This window comes from Mesorhizobium sp. M0848, from assembly GCF_040319805.1.
Classification (GTDB): domain Bacteria; phylum Pseudomonadota; class Alphaproteobacteria; order Rhizobiales; family Rhizobiaceae; genus Mesorhizobium.
The window spans coordinates 219,858-239,980 of the sequence record NZ_JAMYOM010000001.1 but is presented as its reverse complement, the minus strand read 5'-3'; the positions used below and the strand labels follow the sequence as shown (position 1 = coordinate 239,980).

General features: G+C 62.0%; 16 protein-coding genes. 9 read left to right on the top strand and 7 right to left on the bottom strand.

What is annotated here, in order from left to right; translation table 11 throughout:
- Nucleotides 1-2 precede the first annotated feature (2 nt).
- The 4 genes from NKH95_RS01245 to NKH95_RS01230 are packed head-to-tail and all read right to left on the bottom strand — an operon-like array spanning nt 3 to nt 4,746.
- A complete protein-coding gene (locus tag NKH95_RS01245; protein ID WP_352890642.1) occupies nt 3-1,385 on the bottom strand; it encodes a pyruvate dehydrogenase complex dihydrolipoamide acetyltransferase in 1,383 nt (460 codons plus the stop codon).
- A gap of 3 nt (nt 1,386-1,388) precedes the next feature.
- The gene (locus NKH95_RS01240; protein WP_128305050.1) at nt 1,389-2,387 is read right to left on the bottom strand and encodes an alpha-ketoacid dehydrogenase subunit beta; all 999 of its coding nucleotides are present in this window, start codon (nt 2,385-2,387) and stop codon (nt 1,389-1,391) included.
- The gene (locus NKH95_RS01235; protein WP_127261511.1) at nt 2,387-3,415 is read right to left on the bottom strand and encodes a thiamine pyrophosphate-dependent dehydrogenase E1 component subunit alpha; all 1,029 of its coding nucleotides are present in this window, start codon (nt 3,413-3,415) and stop codon (nt 2,387-2,389) included. The genes NKH95_RS01240 and NKH95_RS01235 overlap by 1 nt, the downstream gene beginning before the upstream one ends.
- Before the next feature lie 2 nt (nt 3,416-3,417).
- Nucleotides 3,418-4,746 carry an NAD(P)H-dependent oxidoreductase gene (locus NKH95_RS01230; RefSeq protein WP_128305049.1) on the bottom strand — a complete coding sequence of 443 codons (1,329 nt, stop codon included), beginning with the start codon at nt 4,744-4,746 and terminating at the stop codon, nt 3,418-3,420.
- A 388-nt stretch (nt 4,747-5,134) separates the two neighbouring features.
- Here NKH95_RS01230 and NKH95_RS01225 point away from each other — a divergent pair, with 388 nt between their 5' ends.
- Nucleotides 5,135-6,034 carry a hypothetical protein gene (locus tag NKH95_RS01225; RefSeq protein ID WP_352890639.1) on the top strand — a complete coding sequence of 300 codons (900 nt, stop codon included), beginning with the start codon at nt 5,135-5,137 and terminating at the stop codon, nt 6,032-6,034.
- A 20-nt stretch (nt 6,035-6,054) separates the two neighbouring features.
- Here the strand turns inward: NKH95_RS01225 and NKH95_RS01220 are convergent, their stop codons facing one another.
- Nucleotides 6,055-6,210, bottom strand: a complete 156-nt coding sequence (locus tag NKH95_RS01220) for a hypothetical protein (RefSeq protein ID WP_352890635.1) — start codon at nt 6,208-6,210, stop codon at nt 6,055-6,057.
- Between the two features lie 109 nt (nt 6,211-6,319).
- On the opposite strand from NKH95_RS01220, the gene NKH95_RS01215 reads away from it, so the two are divergent.
- The 6 genes from NKH95_RS01215 to NKH95_RS01190 all read left to right on the top strand — a co-directional run bounded on the left by NKH95_RS01215 (nt 6,320) and on the right by NKH95_RS01190 (nt 13,908).
- Nucleotides 6,320-7,270 (top strand): MurR/RpiR family transcriptional regulator, encoded by a 951-nt coding sequence (locus NKH95_RS01215; protein WP_352890633.1) that lies wholly within the window; start codon nt 6,320-6,322, stop codon nt 7,268-7,270.
- Nucleotides 7,271-7,316: 46 nt separating this feature from the next.
- Nucleotides 7,317-8,759 (top strand): amidase, encoded by a 1,443-nt coding sequence (locus NKH95_RS01210; RefSeq protein ID WP_352890630.1) that lies wholly within the window; start codon nt 7,317-7,319, stop codon nt 8,757-8,759.
- A 74-nt stretch (nt 8,760-8,833) separates the two neighbouring features.
- Entirely contained in the window at nt 8,834-10,366 is a 1,533-nt protein-coding gene (locus NKH95_RS01205) for an ABC transporter substrate-binding protein (protein ID WP_050592685.1), read from the top strand.
- 74 nt (nt 10,367-10,440) lie between these two features.
- Nucleotides 10,441-11,379 carry an ABC transporter permease gene (locus NKH95_RS01200; protein WP_023811025.1) on the top strand — a complete coding sequence of 313 codons (939 nt, stop codon included), beginning with the start codon at nt 10,441-10,443 and terminating at the stop codon, nt 11,377-11,379.
- Complete coding sequence (locus NKH95_RS01195; RefSeq protein ID WP_292695968.1) at nt 11,376-12,227, top strand: ABC transporter permease; 852 nt, start codon at nt 11,376-11,378, stop codon at nt 12,225-12,227. The genes NKH95_RS01200 and NKH95_RS01195 overlap by 4 nt, the downstream gene beginning before the upstream one ends.
- A gap of 1 nt (nt 12,228) precedes the next feature.
- Complete coding sequence (locus NKH95_RS01190) at nt 12,229-13,908, top strand: dipeptide ABC transporter ATP-binding protein (protein WP_352798824.1); 1,680 nt, start codon at nt 12,229-12,231, stop codon at nt 13,906-13,908.
- A 347-nt stretch (nt 13,909-14,255) separates the two neighbouring features.
- On the opposite strand, the gene NKH95_RS01185 is transcribed toward NKH95_RS01190, so the two are convergent.
- A complete protein-coding gene (locus tag NKH95_RS01185; RefSeq protein WP_352890628.1) occupies nt 14,256-14,789 on the bottom strand; it encodes a TetR/AcrR family transcriptional regulator in 534 nt (177 codons plus the stop codon).
- Nucleotides 14,790-14,934: 145 nt separating this feature from the next.
- Here NKH95_RS01185 and NKH95_RS01180 point away from each other — a divergent pair, with 145 nt between their 5' ends.
- Both NKH95_RS01180 and NKH95_RS01175 read left to right on the top strand, forming a co-directional pair.
- On the top strand, nt 14,935-16,266 hold the full coding sequence (locus NKH95_RS01180; protein ID WP_352890626.1) for an efflux RND transporter periplasmic adaptor subunit: 1,332 nt from the start codon (nt 14,935-14,937) through the stop codon (nt 16,264-16,266).
- Nucleotides 16,263-19,346: an efflux RND transporter permease subunit gene (locus NKH95_RS01175; protein WP_352772779.1), complete on the top strand. Its 3,084-nt coding sequence runs from the start codon at nt 16,263-16,265 to the stop codon at nt 19,344-19,346. Before NKH95_RS01180 ends, NKH95_RS01175 begins: the two co-directional genes overlap by 4 nt.
- A gap of 195 nt (nt 19,347-19,541) precedes the next feature.
- On the opposite strand, the gene NKH95_RS01170 is transcribed toward NKH95_RS01175, so the two are convergent.
- Nucleotides 19,542-20,003 carry a L,D-transpeptidase gene (locus NKH95_RS01170; RefSeq protein ID WP_023811018.1) on the bottom strand — a complete coding sequence of 154 codons (462 nt, stop codon included), beginning with the start codon at nt 20,001-20,003 and terminating at the stop codon, nt 19,542-19,544.
- Nucleotides 20,004-20,123 lie beyond the last annotated feature (120 nt).

Sequence of the window (20,123 nt, the reverse complement as noted above, 5' to 3'; positions counted from 1 at the left end):
ACCTAGACCAGCATGCCCATCGGATTCTCGATCAGGCGCTTGAAGGCGACCAGCAGTTCGGCACCCAGCGCGCCGTCGACGGCGCGATGGTCGGTCGACAGCGTCACCGACATCACGGTGGCGATTTTGATCTCGCCGTTCTTGACCACCGCCCGCTCCTCGCCGGCACCAACGGCCAGGATCGTCGCATGCGGCGGATTGATGACGGCGGCAAAATCCTTGATGCCGAACATGCCGAGGTTGGACACCGCCGTGGTGCCGCCCTGATACTCTTCCGGCTTCAGCTTGCGGCTGCGCGCGCGGCTGGCCAGATCCTTCATCTCGTTGGAGATGGTGGACAGCGTCTTCTCATCGGCCTTGCGGATAATCGGCGTGATCAAGCCGCCCGGGATCGACACCGCGACGCCGACATCGGCATGCTTGTGCTTGACCATGGCGCTTTCGGTCCATGAGGCATTGGCATCCGGCACCGCCTTCAGCGCCATCGCCATCGCCTTGATGACCATGTCGTTGACCGACAGCTTGTAGGCCGGAGCGTCGCCCTTATCGGTCTTCTTCACCGGGGCAGCCGCATTGATTTGCGTGCGCAGCGCCAACAGCGCATCAAGTTCGCAGTCGAGCGTCAGGTAGAAATGCGGGATGGTGGTCTTGGCCTCGACCAGGCGCCGCGCGATGGTCTTGCGCATATTGTCATGCGGGACGAGGTCGTAGGAGCCCTGTTCGAACAGCTTCAGCACCTGATCGTCCGACATCGCCTTCACCGCAGGCGCAGGAGCGCCAGCAGGAGCCTTGGCGGCAGGCGCCGCCTGGGCGCCTCCACCGGCAATCGCCGCATCGACATCCGCCTTCACCACCCGGCCATGCGGGCCGGTGCCGGCAATGCTGGCAAGGGCAAGACCCGCCTCGCGGGCCAGGCGTCGGGCAAGCGGTGTTGCACGGCCGGCGGATGGGGATTGGCCAATCTCCCCCCTTGTGGGGGAGATGCCAAGTGGCGGCAAAGAGGGCAGGGCAGAGGGGGGCGTGACAGAATGCGACGTTGGCTGGGCAGCGCCCCCCTCTGTCGGCTTCGCCGACATCTCCCCCACGGGTGGGGAGATTGGCGCTTTGTCCTGCTTTGTCGCAGCGACATCAGCCCCATAAGCCTCATCGTCAGCATAAATCCACGCGACGGCAGCGCCGACCGCAATATCGACACCTTCCTTGCCGCTGACATCGCGCAGGACGCCGCTGGCCGGCGCGTCGATCTCCATCGCCGCCTTGTCGGTCTCGATCTCGAACAGCACATCGCCCTTCTTGACGCGCGCGCCCTCCTCGGCGAACCAGCGCGAGATCTGTCCGGTCGCCATGTCCATGTCGACCTTGGGAAGAATGACTTCGGTCGGCATTTCTCAGCGAACCCCTTTCACGAGGTCGCGCGCGGCGGTGATGATGTCGGGAACCTGCGGCACCGTCGCTTTCTCAAGTTCCGGATTGTAGGGGATCGGCGTTTCGGCGCCGCCCAGCCGCACGATCGGCGCATCGAGATAATCGAAAGCCTCGCTCTCGGCGATCATGGCACTGACTTCGGCGCCGATGCCCAGCGTCTTGACCGCTTCGTAGACGCATAGCAGCCGCGACGTTTTCTTGACGCTGTCGATGACGGTCTGCTTGTCCATCGGCCGGATGGTCCGGAGATCGACGACTTCGACGTCGATGCCTTCGCTCTCCAGCGCGGCAGCCGCGTCGAGCGCCTTCTGCACCATGATCGAGGTGGCGACGATGGTCAGGTCCCGGCCCTCGCGGCGGATATCGGCCTTGCCGATCGGCACGGTGTAATAGCCTTCGGGCACCGGTCCCTTCATCTTGTAGAGCAGCTTGTGCTCGAAGATCATGACTGGATCGGGATCGGCGACCGCCGCCAAAAGCATACCCTTGGCATCATAGGGGGTCGCCGGCTGGATGACTTTCAGACCCGGCACATGGCCGAGCCAGGCCTCGAGGCTCTGGCTGTGCTGAGCCGCCGCACCAGTCCCGGAACCGGCGGGAAAGCGCATCACCACGGGAACCGAAACCTCGCCGCCCAGCATGAAGCGCATCTTGGCCGCCTGGTTGACGATCTGCTCCATAGCAAGCGTGGCGAAATCGGAAAACTGGAACTCGAAGATCGGCCGCATGCCGGTGAGGGCAGCGCCCACCGCAACGCCCGCGCCGCCCAGTTCCGAAATCGGTGTGTCGATGACGCGGTCAGCGCCGTAACGTTCGACCAGGTCGCCGGTGACCTGGAAGGCGCCGCCATAGACACCGATATCCTCACCCATCAGGAAGACGCGTTCGTCCATGTCCATGGCGATCGCCATGGCTTCCTGGATCGCCTGGGCGTAGCTCAGTTCACGCACCATCGCGTCCATCACGCCTGCTCCGTATACACGTAATTTCCGGTCTCGCTGATATCGGGCGATGGGCTCGCCTTGGCGAACTCGATGCCCTCGGCGATCTCTTGCGCCACGGCATCGCGAATGGCCTCGATGCCCTTGTCGTCGATGAAGCCGAATTCCCTGAGCTCGCTTTCGAACAGGGTGATCGGATCGCGGTTCGACATCCAGTCCTCGATCTCTTCCTTGGTGCGATAGCGGTTGCGGTCGCTTTTGGAATGGCCGCGATGGCGGTAGGTCTTGGACTCGATCAGCGTCGGCCCCTCGCCGGCGCGGGCTCGGGCGATGGCCTGATGAGACGCCTCGGCGACCTCGGAGAAGATGTTGCCGTTGACGATGACGCCGGGCATCGAATAGGCGGCGGCGCGCTCGGCGATGTTCTTGACGGCGGTCGAGCGGGCCGTCGATGTCGACATGCCATAGCCATTGTTCTCGCAGACGAAAATGACAGGCAGCTTCCAGACCGCCGCCATGTTGAGCGCCTCGTGGAAAGCGCCTTCATTGTTGGCGCCATCGCCGAAGAAGGAGACCACGACCTTGCCGGTCTTCATCATCTTGGAGGACAATGCCGCCCCGACGGCGATCGGGATGCCGCCACCGACGATGCCATTGGCGCCGAGATTGCCCTTGCCGACATCGGCGATGTGCATCGAGCCGCCACGGCCCTTGCAATAGCCTGTGGTCTTACCGAAGAACTCGGCGAACATGCGCTTGACCTCGGCACCCTTGGCTATGCAGTGGCCATGACCGCGATGCGTCGAGGTGATCTGGTCATCCTCAGCAAGCGGCATGCAGATGCCCATGGCGCTGGCTTCCTGGCCGATCGACAAATGCATGGTGCCGTGGATGAGACCGCGCGTGTAGCACTCCTCCGCGCCCTCTTCGAAGCGGCGGATCAGGTACATCTTGTGGAGCACCTCCCTGAGCTGCTCGGCGCTGTAGTGGCGGTAGACGAAGGGCAGATTGGCGCGACTGTCAGTGACGGCTTTGCTGGCTGTGGCCATGATCACGCTCCCACGGCCCCATAGACAAGCTTGTCCTGGCGGGCGCGCAGTTCGGCGATCTTGGAGCCCGCCGCGGGCGCTGCATTCGCGTAGGTTATGAGCTCGCCCTTCTTGATCGGCGCGGTGACCGAGCCGCCCTGCAGCAGGCCGCAGGGAATGGCCTTGGCGGCGCGCGCCTCAGGCGTCGTCATGATCCAGGCACGGTAGCAATATTCGCCGATCGCATCGAGCTTCTCGCCGGGCTTCATGTCCTTCTTGGCCACGGCGGCGACTTCGGCCACCGGTTTGGCCAGCGGCACCATGTCGGCCTTGCCGTAGAGCACGACGCGGGCGCAGGTCAGCGGCACTTCGAGCGAGGTAAGGTGATAGGGACGATGGAAAGTGAAATACGGGCCTTTGCCCATCTTCAAATCTTCCATGCGCTCGGAGATACGCGGATGCGACATGTCGGCAACGACGAAGACGCCTGGCGCGACACCCTTGCCGATCGAATAGTCGACGACGCCGACCCTCGACAGCACGCCGCCATCCTTCTGCGGCACCAGCACCTTGGACAGTTCGCCAAGCGTCGCCGCCGGGCCATGCATGCCGGCCTTGTCTGGAACCAGGCCGGTGGCATTGGCGATTGCCGCCATCTCGACCATGGTCTTGGAGCCGTCGACGAATTCGACCAGCATCCGCACGTTCATGTGCCGGCGCTTGGCTTCCTCCTCATAGTCTGGGGGAATGGCGTCGATGTTGAGCGGATTGTTCTTGCCCTTGCCTGCGGCAACGATCGGATGGCCCATGGCCGAAACGAATTCGATGAGTTCCATGCAGGAGGACGGCTCGTCGCCGGCGCCCAGCGAATAGGTGACGCCGAGCCGGTCGGCCTCGCTCTTCAGATAGGCGCCGATGGTGACGTCGGCCTCGACATTCATCATCACCAGATGCTTGCCATGTTCCATGGCGCGCAGCCCGATCTCGGCGCCGACGGCGGGAACCCCGGTGGCGTCGATGACGACGTCGATCAGATCGTTGTTGATGACCAGATTGGCGTCGTTGGTCACCGCGACCTTGCCGGCTTCCATCGCCGCGGTCATCGCCGAAGCGTTGGACACTTCGCGCGCATGCCCGGTTTCCTGGAAGGCGATATCGACCGCCTTGCTGGCGGCAGGCAGGTTCAGTTCGGAAATGGCGCCGATCTCGATGCCCGACATATGGGCGACACGGGTGACGATGTCGGTTCCCATCTCGCCCGAGCCGATCAGGCCGATGCGGATAGGCTTGCCCGACTTGGCGCGTTCCTCGAGATCGCGGGCAAGGCCCGTCAACGAAACATTGGAAGCCATACCGCTCGTTCCTCCCAAAAATGCAGGCTTGTTCGATTGCCTGACGGGTATTGAACATCTGTATTTCTGTCAAGACTAATGTCCAAAATCGATGCCTTTTTGACACGCTTTCGGGGAGGCGCGGCGACCCCAGGCAAAGGCGGCCGCACAGCGGGGTGCATACCGGTGGGCAGGCGCGGGGGCGAGTTTCCTGACGCACGGAACAAGGAGACCGGTCCATCCTCGTAACGATCGCCATGACGGCGGCCACCTCAAATGCGGAGGGCCCTACGGAGCTCGATCAGGTGCCGGCGCTGACGCCATCACGCGCTGCCCCACGGCCTGACTTGTGAGAAAGTAGGCTTCGGCCTAATAAAGCCGCAGCTCATTCAGAGCCTGGGGGAATTGTATGAGCTGGAACCCGAGGAGGGTCCTTATCGATCTGCTGAACCAGAACCGGCCTGTCAGAGCCGCCAAGGCATTGCGAAATGCCTTGATTGAACGCAACGTCCGCGGACGCGGTGTTGCGGAAGGCCTGAAGTTCGCCGACGAAGTCCGGCGAACCGGTGATCGGCGATTTTGTTTTGTCATTGCCTTCAACACCCCTTGGGTCATCGACGCGATGGCCCGCTCCTGGGAGCTGTATTCGTCCGGAATGACGCTGGTCGTTGTCGACAACTCTCCAAAGCAATCGGCTCGCACCCGCATCGAGGAAATCTGTCGAGCGCGAGGCGTCGCCTATTTCAGCTTGCCCCGAAACTGGGAGCGTCATCCCAATCGGTCGCACGGAACGTCCATGAACTGGATCTTCCACAATATCATCCGGCCGATGCAGCCGGAGCTGTTCGGCTTTCTGGATCACGACTGCTTTCCGATCATCCCCGTGGACATTCCCGCGACGATGGAAGGAAAAGCCGTCTATGGCTCAAAGCGCTGGTCAACTTCGGATCACCAAGCGTGGTTTTTGTGGGCAGGGTTCTGCTTCTTTCGCTTTAGCGCCATGGAGAACGTGGACATGGACTTTAACCCCCGCTTCATCCACGGGATGGACACCGGCGGAGGCAATTGGGCTGGGCTCTATCGCCTGCTCGGCGAAAACGACGTAGTGGATGTGCCAGCCACTACGGCTCATCTGAACCTCGGCGAGGCCGACTCCGGTCATCAAATGTTGGGCAGCGCCTTTTTGCATATCGGCGGCGCTGGCTACCGTAAGTTGGTTAACGCCGAGCGATACCGGCGGCTGGTCTCCAACTATTTGTGGGAGACCTATCTGCAGGGCGATGAGAACCGCCTCGTCAAGGAACTTTGACCAAGCTCAGGCTGTAGCCTTTACTTCGCCAGCCTTTGCTGCGCCGTCCAGCCGCCGTCCCCTGACAGGGTGGTCTGCAAGGCTGGATCCCAAATACCGGACCGCGTCAGCACCGCACCTTGACCGATCATGAAATAAAAATACCGGAATATAAAACTATAAAATTTATCTTTCATGGCGTCTTCTCGCGTGCTAGCGTCGTGCCACGACTGGAAATGGAGTGCGCTTCCTGGGGTGGCATTTTCCGGTCTGTTCCAAATAGGTCTGCCAAGGGACGTGCGGTCGATGAAGACGAAAACGCCTGGCGGGAAGGCTGTGTCCGGAGAGACCGAGGTGGCCAGTGCGCTGGAAGCCAGGTTGCGTGAGGGCTGGCTGGATTTCGCCCGGACCGAGCAGGCAATCGCGCGATACCTGCTCGCCAACATCCATGACATTCCCTTTGAAACTGGCGCCACCATTGCCGTCGGCGCCGGTGTAAGCGAGGCAAGCGTCACCCGTTTCGTACGGCGTCTCGGCTACACCGATCTCAAGGAAATGAAGCGTGGCCTGCGCTCCGCACCGAAAGCCGGAGGCCCGGGCCTGGACAGTGCCGAGTTGCGTTTCCGCATCGGCGGCGAAAAGCGGGAGCGGTTGGCTCGCAGCCTGGAGATGGAGCAGCAGGCCTTGACCGCGGCCTATGGCCTTGCCCAGGGCGAGATGTGGTCCGAAATCGTTCATCTGCTGAGCACCTGCGATCGCGTGAACTGCGTCAGCTTCCAGGCAGTGAAGGGATTGGGGCTCGATTTCGCGACGCGTCTGCGCTGGGTGCGGAGCGATGTCCGCTTTGCCGAAGGTTTGGGCGGCACGTTCTCGGAAATCCTCACCGATAGCGGCGAAAATTCTTGCGTGCTGCTGATCGACACGGCGGAATACGCAGCGATGAGCTTTCGGCTGTGTGCCCAGATCAAGCGCCGGAAGATTCCTCTGATCATCGTTACCGACAAATACAGTCATTGGGCATCTGAATACACAAAACTGGCGCTCGAAGTATCGACGCGCGTCGACCTGTACTGGGATTCGACGGCCGCGATAAGTTCGGTTCTGAACCTCCTCACGCATTCCGTTGCCGAGAAACTCGGCAAATCGGCCGAGACGCGGATGAATGAGCTGGAGGATATCGCCGGGATCCTGCGAACCTTCCACAAACCGCCACGGCGCGTCGCACGGCACATCAAAGAGGAAGAAGTCGAAGAATGACGATGCATCACCCGTTGCTGAAACCGTGGACTGTCAGGGCAAGCGCATGAAGTTGACGGAATACGCCGCCTATGACGGCGTTGGTCTGGCCGAGCTCCTGCGCAAGCGGGAAGTTACGCCGCGCGAACTGGGAAACTGCATCATTTCAGGGATCGCCGCGGTCAATCCGCAGCTCAATGCCGTGATCGAAACCTATGCCGATGCGATCGAAGCGCTCGGCGAGGTCCCCGGACCCGCACCTTTCCACGGCACGCCGACATTGACCAAGGATTTCCCCATCGAAGCTGGCCGGCCGGGAGAGTTCGGCAGCGTTCTCGCCAAGGGTTTCATCTGCGGCGACGATCACGCCTTCTGGGTGAAAATGCGATCCGGCGGCCTTGCCAATATCGGGCGTACCACCACGTCGGAATTCGGCATAGCGGCGGCAACCGAATCCTCCCTCTATGGTGCGACACGCAACCCCTGGGATACCAGCAGGGGTGTTTCGGGATCGAGCGGCGGCGCAGCGGCAGCCGTTGCCGCCGGCATCGTTCCTTTCGCGCAAGGCGCCGATGGTGGCGGCTCCATCCGCACCCCCGCCGCCTTTTGTGGTGTCGTCGGCCTGAAGCCCTCTCGTGGCCGGATCAGCGGCGCGCCGGAATCGAATGCGCCAATGCTGGGTCTCGCCATTTCATTCATGCTGACACGCTCGATCCGCGACACGGCGGCTTTGCTTGATCTGGGGTCTGGTGCGCTTCCCGGCGACAGCTATGAGATCGTCCCTCCAACCACCAGCTATGCCCAGGCGATCAAGACGCCACCCAAGGCTTTGCGCATTGCCCTGTGCACAACGTCCTGGTCCGGCTTTCCGCTCGACACCGAGGTGAAGGCGGCAGTTCTCGAAGTGGGCAAGAGGCTGGAGCAACTGGGCCACAAGGTCGTCGAAGCCGGGCCTGTGTTCGATTATGAGCGCTATCTGGCGGCACAGAAAGTGATCTGGGCAGCTTCTACGGCGCAGTCGCTCGACGAGTTGGCGGGCTTGCTGCGACGGCCAGTCGAAGAGGCCTGCCTGCAGCAGACGACACTTGCTGTCTATCGCCATGGCCGAACGCTGGACGCGGCAAGCCTGATCGCGGCCCTCGCTGTTTATGACCAGATCACGCGGACGGTTGGCGAATTCCTGGCCGTCCATGACGTGCTGGTGACGCCGACTTGCGCGATCTCGCCGGAGTTGCTCGGCACGTACAACCCGGATCGTCCCGGCCGCGACATCGATACGGTGTTCGCCGATCTGGCGCCGAAGGAGACGTTCAGCGCGCTCTTCAACGGCACTGGATCGCCGGCGATATCCCTGCCGCTCGGCTGGACGCAAAACGGCCTGCCGATCGGCGTGCAGTTTGTCGCCGCATTCGGACGCGACGATCTGCTGCTACGGCTAGGTGCGGTGCTTGAGGCCGACTACGCCTGGCACCAGCGCAAACCACCTGCCCACATCACCAAGACTGCTTGAACCAACAAGGACTGCTTGAACCAACAAGCATGGAACCGCCCCGGGAACATCATCAACGAAAATGGGAGATTGTCATGGACCGCAGAGTATTCCTCAAAAGTGCGGCGTTTGCCGGCTTCAGCATCGCGACGTTGCCGGCCACATTGCTTCGAGCCAATGCTGACGGCAGCAAGATACTGCGTATGGCCTATGGGGCCGAGGTTCTCACCCTGGACCCGATCAAAACCACTTACGGAGCCGATATCCTTATCCAGGGCATGATGTATGCACGCCTGCTGCATGCCAATGCCGATCGCACAGAAGTCGGCCCGGGCCTTGCCGAGAGCTGGGACATCGCGGATGACGGCAAGACCTATACCTTCCACCTGCGCGAGGCCAAATTTTCCGATGGGTCGCCGATCACGGCCGAGGACGTGGCGTTCAGCTGGAACCGCATGCGCTTCCAGAAGGATTCCGCCTATGCGGCGCCGTTTCAGCCCCTGACCAAGGTCGAGGCAAAGGACGCCAGGACAGTGGTGATGACGCTCGACCGCAAATTCACGCCCTTCCTGACGCTGACCGAAATCTGGAATACCGGCATCGTGCCGAAGGCAGCGGTCGAGAAAATGGGCGACGACGCTTTCGCCAAGGCGCCGGTCACATCAGGGCCGTTCAAATTCGTCGAATTGAAGCCGGGAGACCGCGTGGTCCTTGGCCGCAACGAGCATTATTACCGCCAAGGCGAGCCCAAGATCGACGGCGTCGAATTCCGCTATGTCCCGGACGACAACACCAGGGTCTCGATGTTGCAGGCGGGCGAACTCGACGTCTGCCTCGCAGTTCCGGCCCCGCGCATGGCCGAGTTGAAGGCCGCCGGCTTCCGGGCCGACCCTGAACCTTCGAGCACCACCTATGACATGCTGATCAACCATTCGGCAGAACCCTTCAACGACCTCAAATTCCGCCAGGCCGTCAGCTATGGCATCGACCGCACGGCCATCAATGCCGCGGTGACGCTGGGTCTCGGCACGCCGGCCAGTTCCATCATGAGCCCGACGCTCGATTTCTTCGACAAATCGCTGCCAGTCATTGCCCGAGACGTCGAAAAGGCCAAGGCCCTGCTGGCAGAATCCGGCAAGACCGGAGCCAGTTTCGAACTCATCCAGAATGCCGGAAGTGCCGACGAGGAAAAGGCGGCGGTGCTGATCCAGGCGCAGTTGGCGGAAGTCGGCATCACCGTCAACATTGCCAAGATCGATTCAACCCAGGCATGGACCCGCCTCGCCGATGGCGAGTATCAGGCGGAAATGAACTGGTGGTACAACGAGACGCGAGATCCCGACAACGCATTGCGCTGGTGCGTCTGGGGCGCGGGCGACAACAAGTCCTACTACACCCGCTACAACAACGAAACGGTCGACAAACTGATCGATGAAGCCTCGGGTGAGGCGGACAATGCCAAACGGGCCGAGCTCTATGCCCAGATCCAGAAGACCGTGGTGGACGAGGTGGCGCAGGTGGCGCTCTATCACCCGACGTGGCTCAACGCCTACGCCCCGAGCGTGAAAGGGTTGGTCCTGAACGTCGGCCTGCAATTCTCGTCCATCGGCGGGACCAGCCTGGATTGATCAGCACAGGATGCGAGACGGGGACGAGACACTTCGTCCCCGTCTCGCATCGATTTGACACCAGGATCCCGACCATGAATCGATTCTCCTTCGTGCTTAGACGGCCGATACAGTTGATCCCCGTGCTGCTGGGTATCAGTGTGATCACCTTCCTGCTGCTGCAAATGACACCCGGCGATCCGGTTCGCCTCATGCTTGGCCCCAAGGCCAGTCAGGAGGCGATCGAATTCGTGCGGGCGCGATACGGTCTCGATCAGCCCATCCCCGTGCAGTATTTCTATTACGTGCTGAATTGCCTGCGCGGCGATTTCGGTCAGTCGATCGCCTTCCGGGGTCCCGTCAGCGGCGTCATCGCGGCACGGATCGCGCCAACGGTTTTCTTGATCCTCTACGGCCTCGTGATCTCGCTGCTGTTGACATTCGCGCTCGCGGTCACCGCTGCCCGGCAGCGCGGACGGTGGATCGATCACCTCATCCGTCTCGTCTGCGTCGCGGGCGTCGGCGTGCCGTCCTACTTTGTCGGCCTGCTGTTGATCATGGGCTTCTGCCTGCGGCTGAAGATTTTCCCGGTATCCGGTTACGGACCGACCTTTATCAACAATCTGTGGCATCTGTTCTTGCCGGCCCTGACGATCGGTATCGGGGTGACGCCGATCCTCGCGCGCAATCTGCGCGCGACCTTCATTCAGCAGCTGGACAAGGATTATGCGATCGCCTGCCGCTCCAGGGGCCTGCCGGAAAGCTACATCTTTTCCCGGCATGTGTTCTGGAATTCCCTGTTGCCGACAGTCAATCTGCTGGGCGTCGTGGTCGCCTTCCTGATCGGCGGGACGGTCGTTGTCGAAAATGTCTTCAACATTCCAGGGCTCGGCAACCTGCTCATCCGCGGCGTTCTCACGCACGACCAGTTCGTCGTCCAGGCAGTGGCCCTGCTGCTTGCCGTAGGTGTCGTCATTTCGAATTTTGCCGTCGATGTCTTGACCGCCATTCTCGACCCAAGGGTGGAATTATGAGCGATGTGATGCAGGGCAGCGGCTCCTTGGCCATGGCGCGGATCCGGACGATGCCGGCAACCTTGGCCATCGGCGGCGCCATCACCTTGGCCTGGATCGTCGTGGCCATTCTGGCGCCGGTGCTGACCAGTTTCGACCCGATCAAGGTCGATGTGATGCAGGCGCTGAAACCACCTGGCGCCGAGCATTGGTTTGGCACCGACGCCATCGGCCGCGATGTCCTGGCGCGGACACTGTTTGCCGCACGCTACGATCTCGCCATGGCCTTCTTCGGCGTCGTCGGTCCGATCATCCTGGGGACGATCATCGGCCTTATCGCCGGCTATCTGGGTGGCCGGATCGATGCGGCGCTGATGCGCATCCTCGAGGTCACCGTATCATTTCCCTATTTCGTCCTCGTGATCGCCATCGTGGCCGTGCTGGGGCCCGGCCTCAAGAGCTACTTCATCTCGCTCACCTTGGTGAACTGGGTCAGCTATGCGCGACTTGTGCGGAGCCAGGCGCTGGTGCTGCGCGGCGTAGATTTCGTGCTGGCGGCACGTGGCATGGGTTTTGGGCATTTGCGCATCATGCTGTTCCACATCCTGCCGAATGCCATCGTCCCATCGATCGTCTTCGTCATGACCGATGCCGTGCTGGCCATCGTGCTCGGATCATCATTGGGTTTTCTCGGCCTCGGCGTACAACCGCCGACGCCCGAATGGGGCGCCATGATCGCGGACGGGCAGACCTACCTGACGACCGCATGGTGGATTGCGATCTTCCCAGGCATCGCCATCTGCCTTCTGGCGCTGGGCCTCTCGTTGACCGCTGATGGTCTCGCCCGCCTCCTGAACACGGAATCCTGAGATGAGCGACCTCGTCAGCGTCGAGAACCTCACCATCGACTTCGCCACCAATTTTGGCGACGTCCACGCCCTGCGCGGCGTCAGCTTTTCACTAAAAGCGGGAGAGGTCCTTGGGATCGTCGGTGAATCCGGATCGGGCAAGACGGTGGCCTGCAGGGCCATCCTCAAGCTGATTGCCGGCAACGCACTGGTGAAGTCGGGCCGGATCATGTTCGAGGGCAGCGACGTCCTCGCCATGAAGGATGCCGAGCTGGGCCGGCTGCGCGGCGGGCAAGCGGCGATGATCTTCCAGAACCCGTCGACGCATCTTGATCCGATCATGACGGTCGGGCGTCAGGTGGGCGAGGCGATGGTGGTCCATCAGGGCATATCCTGGCGGCAGGCCAATGCGCGGGCGGTCGGACTGCTCGAAGACATGCATATCAAGGACGCGTCAAGGCGCGCGGGCGCCTATCCTCACGAGCTGTCCGGTGGCATGCGTCAGCGGGTGATGATCGCGGCGGCCCTTGCCTGCGAACCGAAACTGCTGATTGCCGACGAGCCCACGACGGCGCTTGATGTCACGGTGCAAGCTCAGATACTCGACCTGCTCCGCGGCATCCGGCGTGAACGCAACCTGTCGGTCATTCTGGTCTCTCACGACCTTGGCGTGATCGCGGAAATGTGCGACCGCGTCGTCGTCATGAAGGACGGTGCGGTGCTGGAAATCGGCTCGGTCGATCAGATCCTGCGTGACCCCGCCCATGAATACACGAAGCGCCTGATCGCTTCCCAACCCTCGCTGATGAAGCCGACCACGCATGCCTGCCCCGTGGCGACGGAACCGCATCTCCTGGTGAAGAACCTGTGCGTGAACTTCTACCCTGGGCAGAGCCTTGCGGCCTGGGCGACGCGCAAGCCGCCGCAAATCGTGCGCGCCGTCGACAATGTTTCGCTGGCATTGCGGCGCGGTGGGGCGCTGGGGATCGTCGGCGAGTCCGGTTCCGGCAAGAGCACCATAGCCCGGGCTATTGCAGGCCTTGTGCAGCCGCAACAAGGAGAGATCGAGGTGGACGGCCAATCGCTCGATCGCGCACTGAGGCAGCGCCGACCGGAGCAGGTTCGCAAACTGCAGATGGTGTTCCAGGACCCGTTCATGTCCCTCAACCCGGCGTTTACGGTTGCGCGAACTCTGGCCGAACCGCTGCGGCAACAGAACATCTGCCCGGAAAGAGACATCCCGGAGCGGATCCGTGAGCTGATGGAAAAAGTGGAATTGCCACGCCAGTTGCTGGACCGACGCACCACGCAGCTTTCCGGCGGCCAGCGGCAGCGCGTCGGCATCGCCAGAGCCCTGGCGCTGGAGCCCGAGATCTTGATCGCCGATGAAGTCACCTCCGCTCTGGACGTCACCATCCAGGCCCAGGTGCTCGGCCTCTTTGCGCGGCTGCGCCGCGAATTGTCGCTGACGCTGATCCTGATTTCCCACGATCTGGGCGTGGTGCGTTATCTCTGCGAGCACGTTGCGGTCATGCAGCACGGCAAGCTGGTTGAGTATGGCAATACGGAAGACGTTCTGGATCGTCCGCAGCAGGCCTATACCCAAGAGTTGATCGCCGCTATCCCGAAACTCTCGCGTCGAACGAGCAGCGGAATCCAACCAGGAGACACCCCGCTACTGGCCGCCGGAAGCAAATGCTAGACTAAAGCCTTCAGGGCCGAGCGTGATCGAGCACGGCAGCGTCAGCACTCAGGCAAGCAGCAAATTGCGTCGGGCGTTGCCGGAACGATGGCGGCGAACGGTTCCGGCTGCAATGGGGCGGCGCTGCGCACGCCGAAGGCGGGCAGGAACCACTTCGCACTGCCCGATTGTTCCAGCGGATGATCCGGTCTCGGAATGCCCGCCTCGCTGGAACTATACCACCATGTCCCACTCCAGATGCATTGCAGCAAAGAACTGGGAAGAACGCTATGGCCGCACGATGAACCCTGTGTGACGCCGGCGAACCGCGTTGACGCACAGGCCTGGCCGAAAAGCGGGTGGGCGACCTATTTGGCAATCTCGAGCAGGGACGATACCAACAGCTCGCGCTCGTCTTTCGACAGGACATCCGAATCGAAGAGGTTCATGCTGCGCAATCCCTCGATGGCGAGATAGCAGATCAATAGCGATTTGAGATCCGGCGTTTCGCCCTTCAGCCGCTCGAAAAGCTGCCGCTTGAAGGTCTTTATCGGCATCATGAAATCGGGATCCTCGGCGATGGCCGAGAAGATCCAGGACGCCGACGGCTGCTTTTCCTCGCAATCATTGGCCGACAGCCTGATGTAGACGGCCAGGGGATTTTCGTCCTTGTCATTTGTGCGGGCGGATTCAAGCGCTTGCTCGAACTCGCGCAGATAGCCTTCGACCAGACCCTGCATCAATTTGGCCTTAGTCGGAAAATTGTAGAGAAGCCCGCCCTTCGATACACCGGCGCGGCTGGCGACCGCTTCCAGCGACAGGCTGCCGGGTCCGGATTCCCGCGCAACATCGGCCGCCGCAGCGAGAATCTTCTCGCGCGAGTTCGTTCGTTGGGCTCTCATGGCGCCTCCCTTCGCAAGTCTAGGCCCAATTGACAAGACCGTCCAGACGGTACAGTAAGACCGCCATTGTTTGAAATCGGGACCCGCAGTCGATATGTGTCCCGATATCCGCGCTTTGCGCCGGATTTCGACTGAGGGGACTTCCTTGTTCAAGCGCATACTCCGTATCTTTATCATCGTTCTGGTTCTGGCCGTGCTCGTCGTCGTGGTCGGCGGCATCGTCGGCTTCAACTTCCTGCGCGACAACGGCATCAAGCAGTATTTCGCATCGATGAAGCCGCCGGCGGCAACCGTTTCGACCACCATCGCCAAGCCTTCGGCCTGGACGCCAGGCGTCGAGGCTATCGGTACGGTCAAGGCTGTGCGCGGTGTCGACCTGGCGGTTGAGACCACCGGCATCGTCAAGGACATCCTTTTCCATGCCAACCAGAAGGTGGCCGACAATGCGGTTCTGCTGCAGCTCGATGACGCTGTCGAGCGCGCCGATCTCGACGCCCAGAAGGCGCAGGCCGCGCTCGATCAGGCATCGCTTGCCCGCGCCATCGAACTGACCAGGCGTGGCGTTGGCTCCGACTCGACGCTGGACACGGCGCGTGCGGCGGCCTCGGCCTCGGCGTCTCAGGTCACCAAGCTGCAGGCCGTGCTCGAGCAGAAGCAGTTGACGGCGCCTTTCGGCGGCACGGTGGGCATTCCGAGGATCGATATCGGCCAGTATCTGGCGCCCGGCACCGCCGTGGTGACATTGCAGGATCTCGACACGATGCGGGTCGATTTCTCGGTTCCCGAACAGCAACTCGCCTTGCTCAAGATAGGCCAGACGATTCGATTGGGCTTTGGCGGTGAGGACAGGCCATTCGCAGGCGCCATTCGCGGCATCGACCCGAAGATCGACTCGTCCAGCCGGCTGGTGAACATCCGGGCGGAAGTCGCCAATCCCGATGGCAAGCTGACCCCCGGCCAGTTCGTGCAGGTGCGTGTCGAGCTGCCCGAAGAGCAGAACGTGCTGACCCTGCCGCAGACGGCGCTGACGACAAGTCTCTATGGCGACTACATCTTCGTGGTGCAGCCAGCCAAGCCCGCCGAGGCGGCGCCAGCTGCCAAGCCGGAGGAAAAACCCGCCGCGCCGGCAGCCGACAAATCGGCTGATGCCAAGCCTGCGGACACCAAGCCGGCCGATGCCATGAAGCCGGCGGCTGATGCTGCCAAGCCCACCGCCGATGCGGCAAAGCCGACTGACCAGGCTCCCGATGCGGCCAAGCCGGCGGCGGAAGGTGACAAGCCCGCGCTCGTGCTGTCGCAGGTGTTCGTCAAGCCCGGCCGCCGCAATCAAGGCATGGTCGAGATCGTCGAGGGGCTGAAGGCTGGCGACGAAGTCGTCACCGCCGGTCAGAACCGCCTCTTCAACGGCATGTCCGTCGTTGTGGACAACACCATCGACCCGACCAAATCGGCAAACAAGCAGGCCGACCAGCAATGAGCATTTCCGATCTCTTCATTCGCCGGCCTGTTCTTTCGACGGTCCTTGGCTGCATGATCCTGCTTCTGGGTTTCCAGGGCATCTTCAACCTGTCGATCCGGCAGTATCCGAAGGTCGACGAAACGGCGATCACCATCACCACGGCCTATCCGGGCGCCAGCGCCGATCTGATCCAGGGCTTCATTTCCGCCCCGATCGCGCGCGCCGTCGCCTCGACCGAAAACATCGACTACGTCACCTCGTCCAGCCGCCCGTCCTCCAGCACCGTGACGGTGCAGATGAAGCTCGGCTCGAACCCCGACGTCGCGCTGACCGAAGTTCTGTCCAAGGTCCAGGGCGTGCGCGGCACCTTGCCGGACGCATCGAAGGACCCTGTCATCGTCAAGGGCACCGGCCAGCAGTTCGCGATGATGTACATCTCGATGCAGAATCCGAACATGACGAAGGAGCAGCTGACCGAGTATATCGAGCGCGTCATCAGACCGCGCATGTCGACGGTCGAAGGCGTCGCCGACGTGCAGATCTTCGGCGCCCAGGAATACTCGATGCGCGTCTGGATCGATCCGGTCAAGCTTGCCGCGCGCGGCGTGACGGCCTCCGAACTGCTGACGGCGATCAACAATTCCAACTTCCTGTCGGCGCCCGGCAACACCCAGAACGAGTATGTCGTTTCCTCGATCACCGTGCGCTCGACATTGCAGACGCCGGAGGCCTTCGCCGAGCTGCCGCTGCGCTCGACTGACGGCAATGTGGTGCGGTTGCGCGACGTGGCCCGCGTCGAACTCGCCGCCGAGAACACCGACACCAGGGTCTCGTTCAACGGAAAGCCCGGCACCTTCCTCGCCATCTTCCCGACGCCGGCGGCCAATCCGCTGACCACGGCGGCTGCGCTCACCAAGCTGGTGCCACAGATTCAGGAGACACTGCCGAAGGGAATGACGATCGAGGTCGTCTACGATGCGACCGGGCAGATCAGCGCCTCGATCGAAGAGGTGTTCAAGACCATCGCCGAGGCGGTTGCCATCGTCATCGTCGTCATCCTTCTGTTCCTTGGCTCCTTCCGGTCGGTGATGATGCCTATCATCACCATCCCGTTGTCGCTGATCGGCGTCTGCTTCCTTTTGTTTGCGGTCGGCTACTCGATCAACCTGCTGTCGCTGCTGGCCATGGTTCTGGCGATCGGCCTGGTCGTCGACGACGCCATCGTGGTGGTGGAGAACATCCATCGCCATATGGAAGAAGACCACATGTCGCCGATGCAGGCCGCGTTCAGCGGTATGCGCGAAATATCGTCGGCCATCGTTGCCATGACCATGACGCTGGCCGCCGTGTTCGCGCCGCTGGCCTTCACCGGCGGCCTGACCGGCGCGTTGTTCCGTGAATTCGCGGTCACGCTCGCCGGCTCGGTGGTGCTGTCGGGTGTCATTGCCATCACCATCACCCCGATGATGTCGGCACGCCTCTTGAAGTCCGGCACGCCGGGCCGTTTCCAGCGCATTGTCGACGGCACCTTCGCGCGCGTCGAGCATGGCTATGAACGGGCCGTCACCGGATCACTGAACTATCGCCCATTGACGCTGATCATCGTGCTTGCGCTTGTCGGCGTCACCGGCTTCATGTTCACCAAGACCTCAAGCGAACTGGCGCCGGAAGAAGACCAGGGCTTTCTGCTCTCGATTGTGACGGGGCCGCGTTATGCGACCTCCGATTACACCGAGACATACGTCAACCAGATCCTCGGCCTGGTGAAGGATATTCCCGAAACACGGGCGCAGTTCTCGGCCGTGGCCTTCGGCGGCACGACAAACAGCGCCTTCGTCGGCTATGCCTTCAAGGACTGGGCGGAACGTAAGCGCAATTCGAAGGAACTGCAGGCCGACATTACGGCCCGTATCGCCAAAGTGGCCGGTGTCGAGGCTTTCGTCTTTGCACCGCCGACGTTACCGGGCTCCGGCGGCGGCCTGCCCATTTCCATGGTGGTGCGATCGACGGGCGCTTCCTCGGAGGTGTACGAGGTGGCCGAGCAGATCAAGAACAAGGCGCAGGCCTCCGGCCGCTTCATCGTCGTGCAGAATTCGATGGCCTATGACGCGCCGGAGGTGACGGTGACCATCGACCGCGACCGCGCCGCAGCGCTGAACCTGCCGATCGCCGATATCGGCCGCACGCTGACCTTGCTGGTCGGCGGCGCCGAAGTGGCGCAGTTCGACCGCGACTCCAACAGCTACGACATCATCCCGCAGGTGCCGCAAGAGTTTCGCGACAACCCCGACAAGCTCGGCGAATACTTCGTGCGCAGCGTGACGGGCGAGATGGTGCCGCTATCGGCGGTGGTCAAGATTTCGACCAATGCGGCGCCGGCGGCAATCGAGCAGTTCAACCAGCTGAATTCGTCGACGATTTCGGCGCTCCCGCTGCCCGGCGTCACGACCGGCGACGGGCTGAAGGCGCTGGAGGACATCGCCAAGGAGAGCCTGCCCGACACCTTCTTCCTCGACTATTCCGGTCAATCGCGGCAGGAAAAAGAACAGGGCAACACCATCCTGATCGCTTTCGCGGCCGCCGTGGTCGTCATCTATCTGGTGCTGGCGGCGCAGTTTGAAAGCTTCCGCGACCCGCTGATCATCATGATGGCGGTGCCGCTGTCGATCTTCGGCGCGATCGTGCCGCTCAATCTGGGCCTCGGGACGCTCAACATCTACACGCAGGTCGGCCTGATCACACTGATCGGTCTGATAACTAAGCACGGCATCCTGCTGGTCGAGTTCGCCAACCAGCAGCGTGAAAAACATGGCATGCGGCGGCGCGACGCCATCATCGCCTCGGCCAAGGTGCGCCTGCGGCCGATCCTGATGACGACAGCGGCGATGGCGCTCGGCGTGGTGCCGCTGATCACGTCCAGCGGCGCTGGTGCCGCGGCCCGCTATTCGATGGGCCTGGTCATCTTCACCGGCATCCTGGTCGGAACCCTGTTCACGCTCTTCGTCGTGCCCATGTTCTACACCTTCATCGCCAGCAAGGATCTGCCTCATTTGGCGGAGAAGCCGGACCCCAAGCTGATGCCGGCACTGCCGAGCTAGGGCGGTCGAGGGAGTCCCGCCCGGAAATGTGCAGGACAAATCGATGGAAGCAAAAGAAAAGAGGCCGGGAATCTCCCGGCCTCTTTCTTTTGGCTGGGCTCGATACCCGGTTCGAGCTGTGCTCGATACCGCAGCGTTTTCCAGCGGGAGCCTCGAGGCGCGACAGCATGCTGACACGCCACCGTTTCCAGCCTGCTACTTGACGATGACGATGCTGGTGTTGGTCGCCCCGAAGGTTTCGACGAGCTGGTAGAAATCAGCGGCGTTGTCGGGGTGCAGCCGCACGCAGCCATGCGACGCCGGCTGGCCGAGGCGCTTGATCGCATAGGTCGCGTGCACCGCATAGCCGCCGCTGAAGAAGACCGAGTGCGGCATCGGGGCGTTGTCGTATTTCTTCGAGTACCACATTTCATGCATGCGGGTCGGCTTGAACGAGCCGGTCGGCGTCACATGGGCCCGGTCGCCGGTGGAGACTTTCCAGGCGAAGGTCGGCCGGCCGTCGACGGAGACTTCCATGATCTGCTGCGAAAGCGAAACGCGCGCCACGATCTTGTTGGCGGCGTGCGCCGCACCCGAGCCAGCGCCGAGCAGCAGTGCTGCACCAGTCAAGGCAGCGGCGGTGATGTTGATGAGCTTGGCGGAAATGGCGGTATGCATGATGAAGTCCCCTCTCTCTCTGCCGGTTAGGCCGGCTCCAATTCGATGGCCGCTTATCCCAACCTCATGTTTCGAGGAGATTTCGCAAAATGCTCACTTCTGTTTCGAATCTGTTTCCAC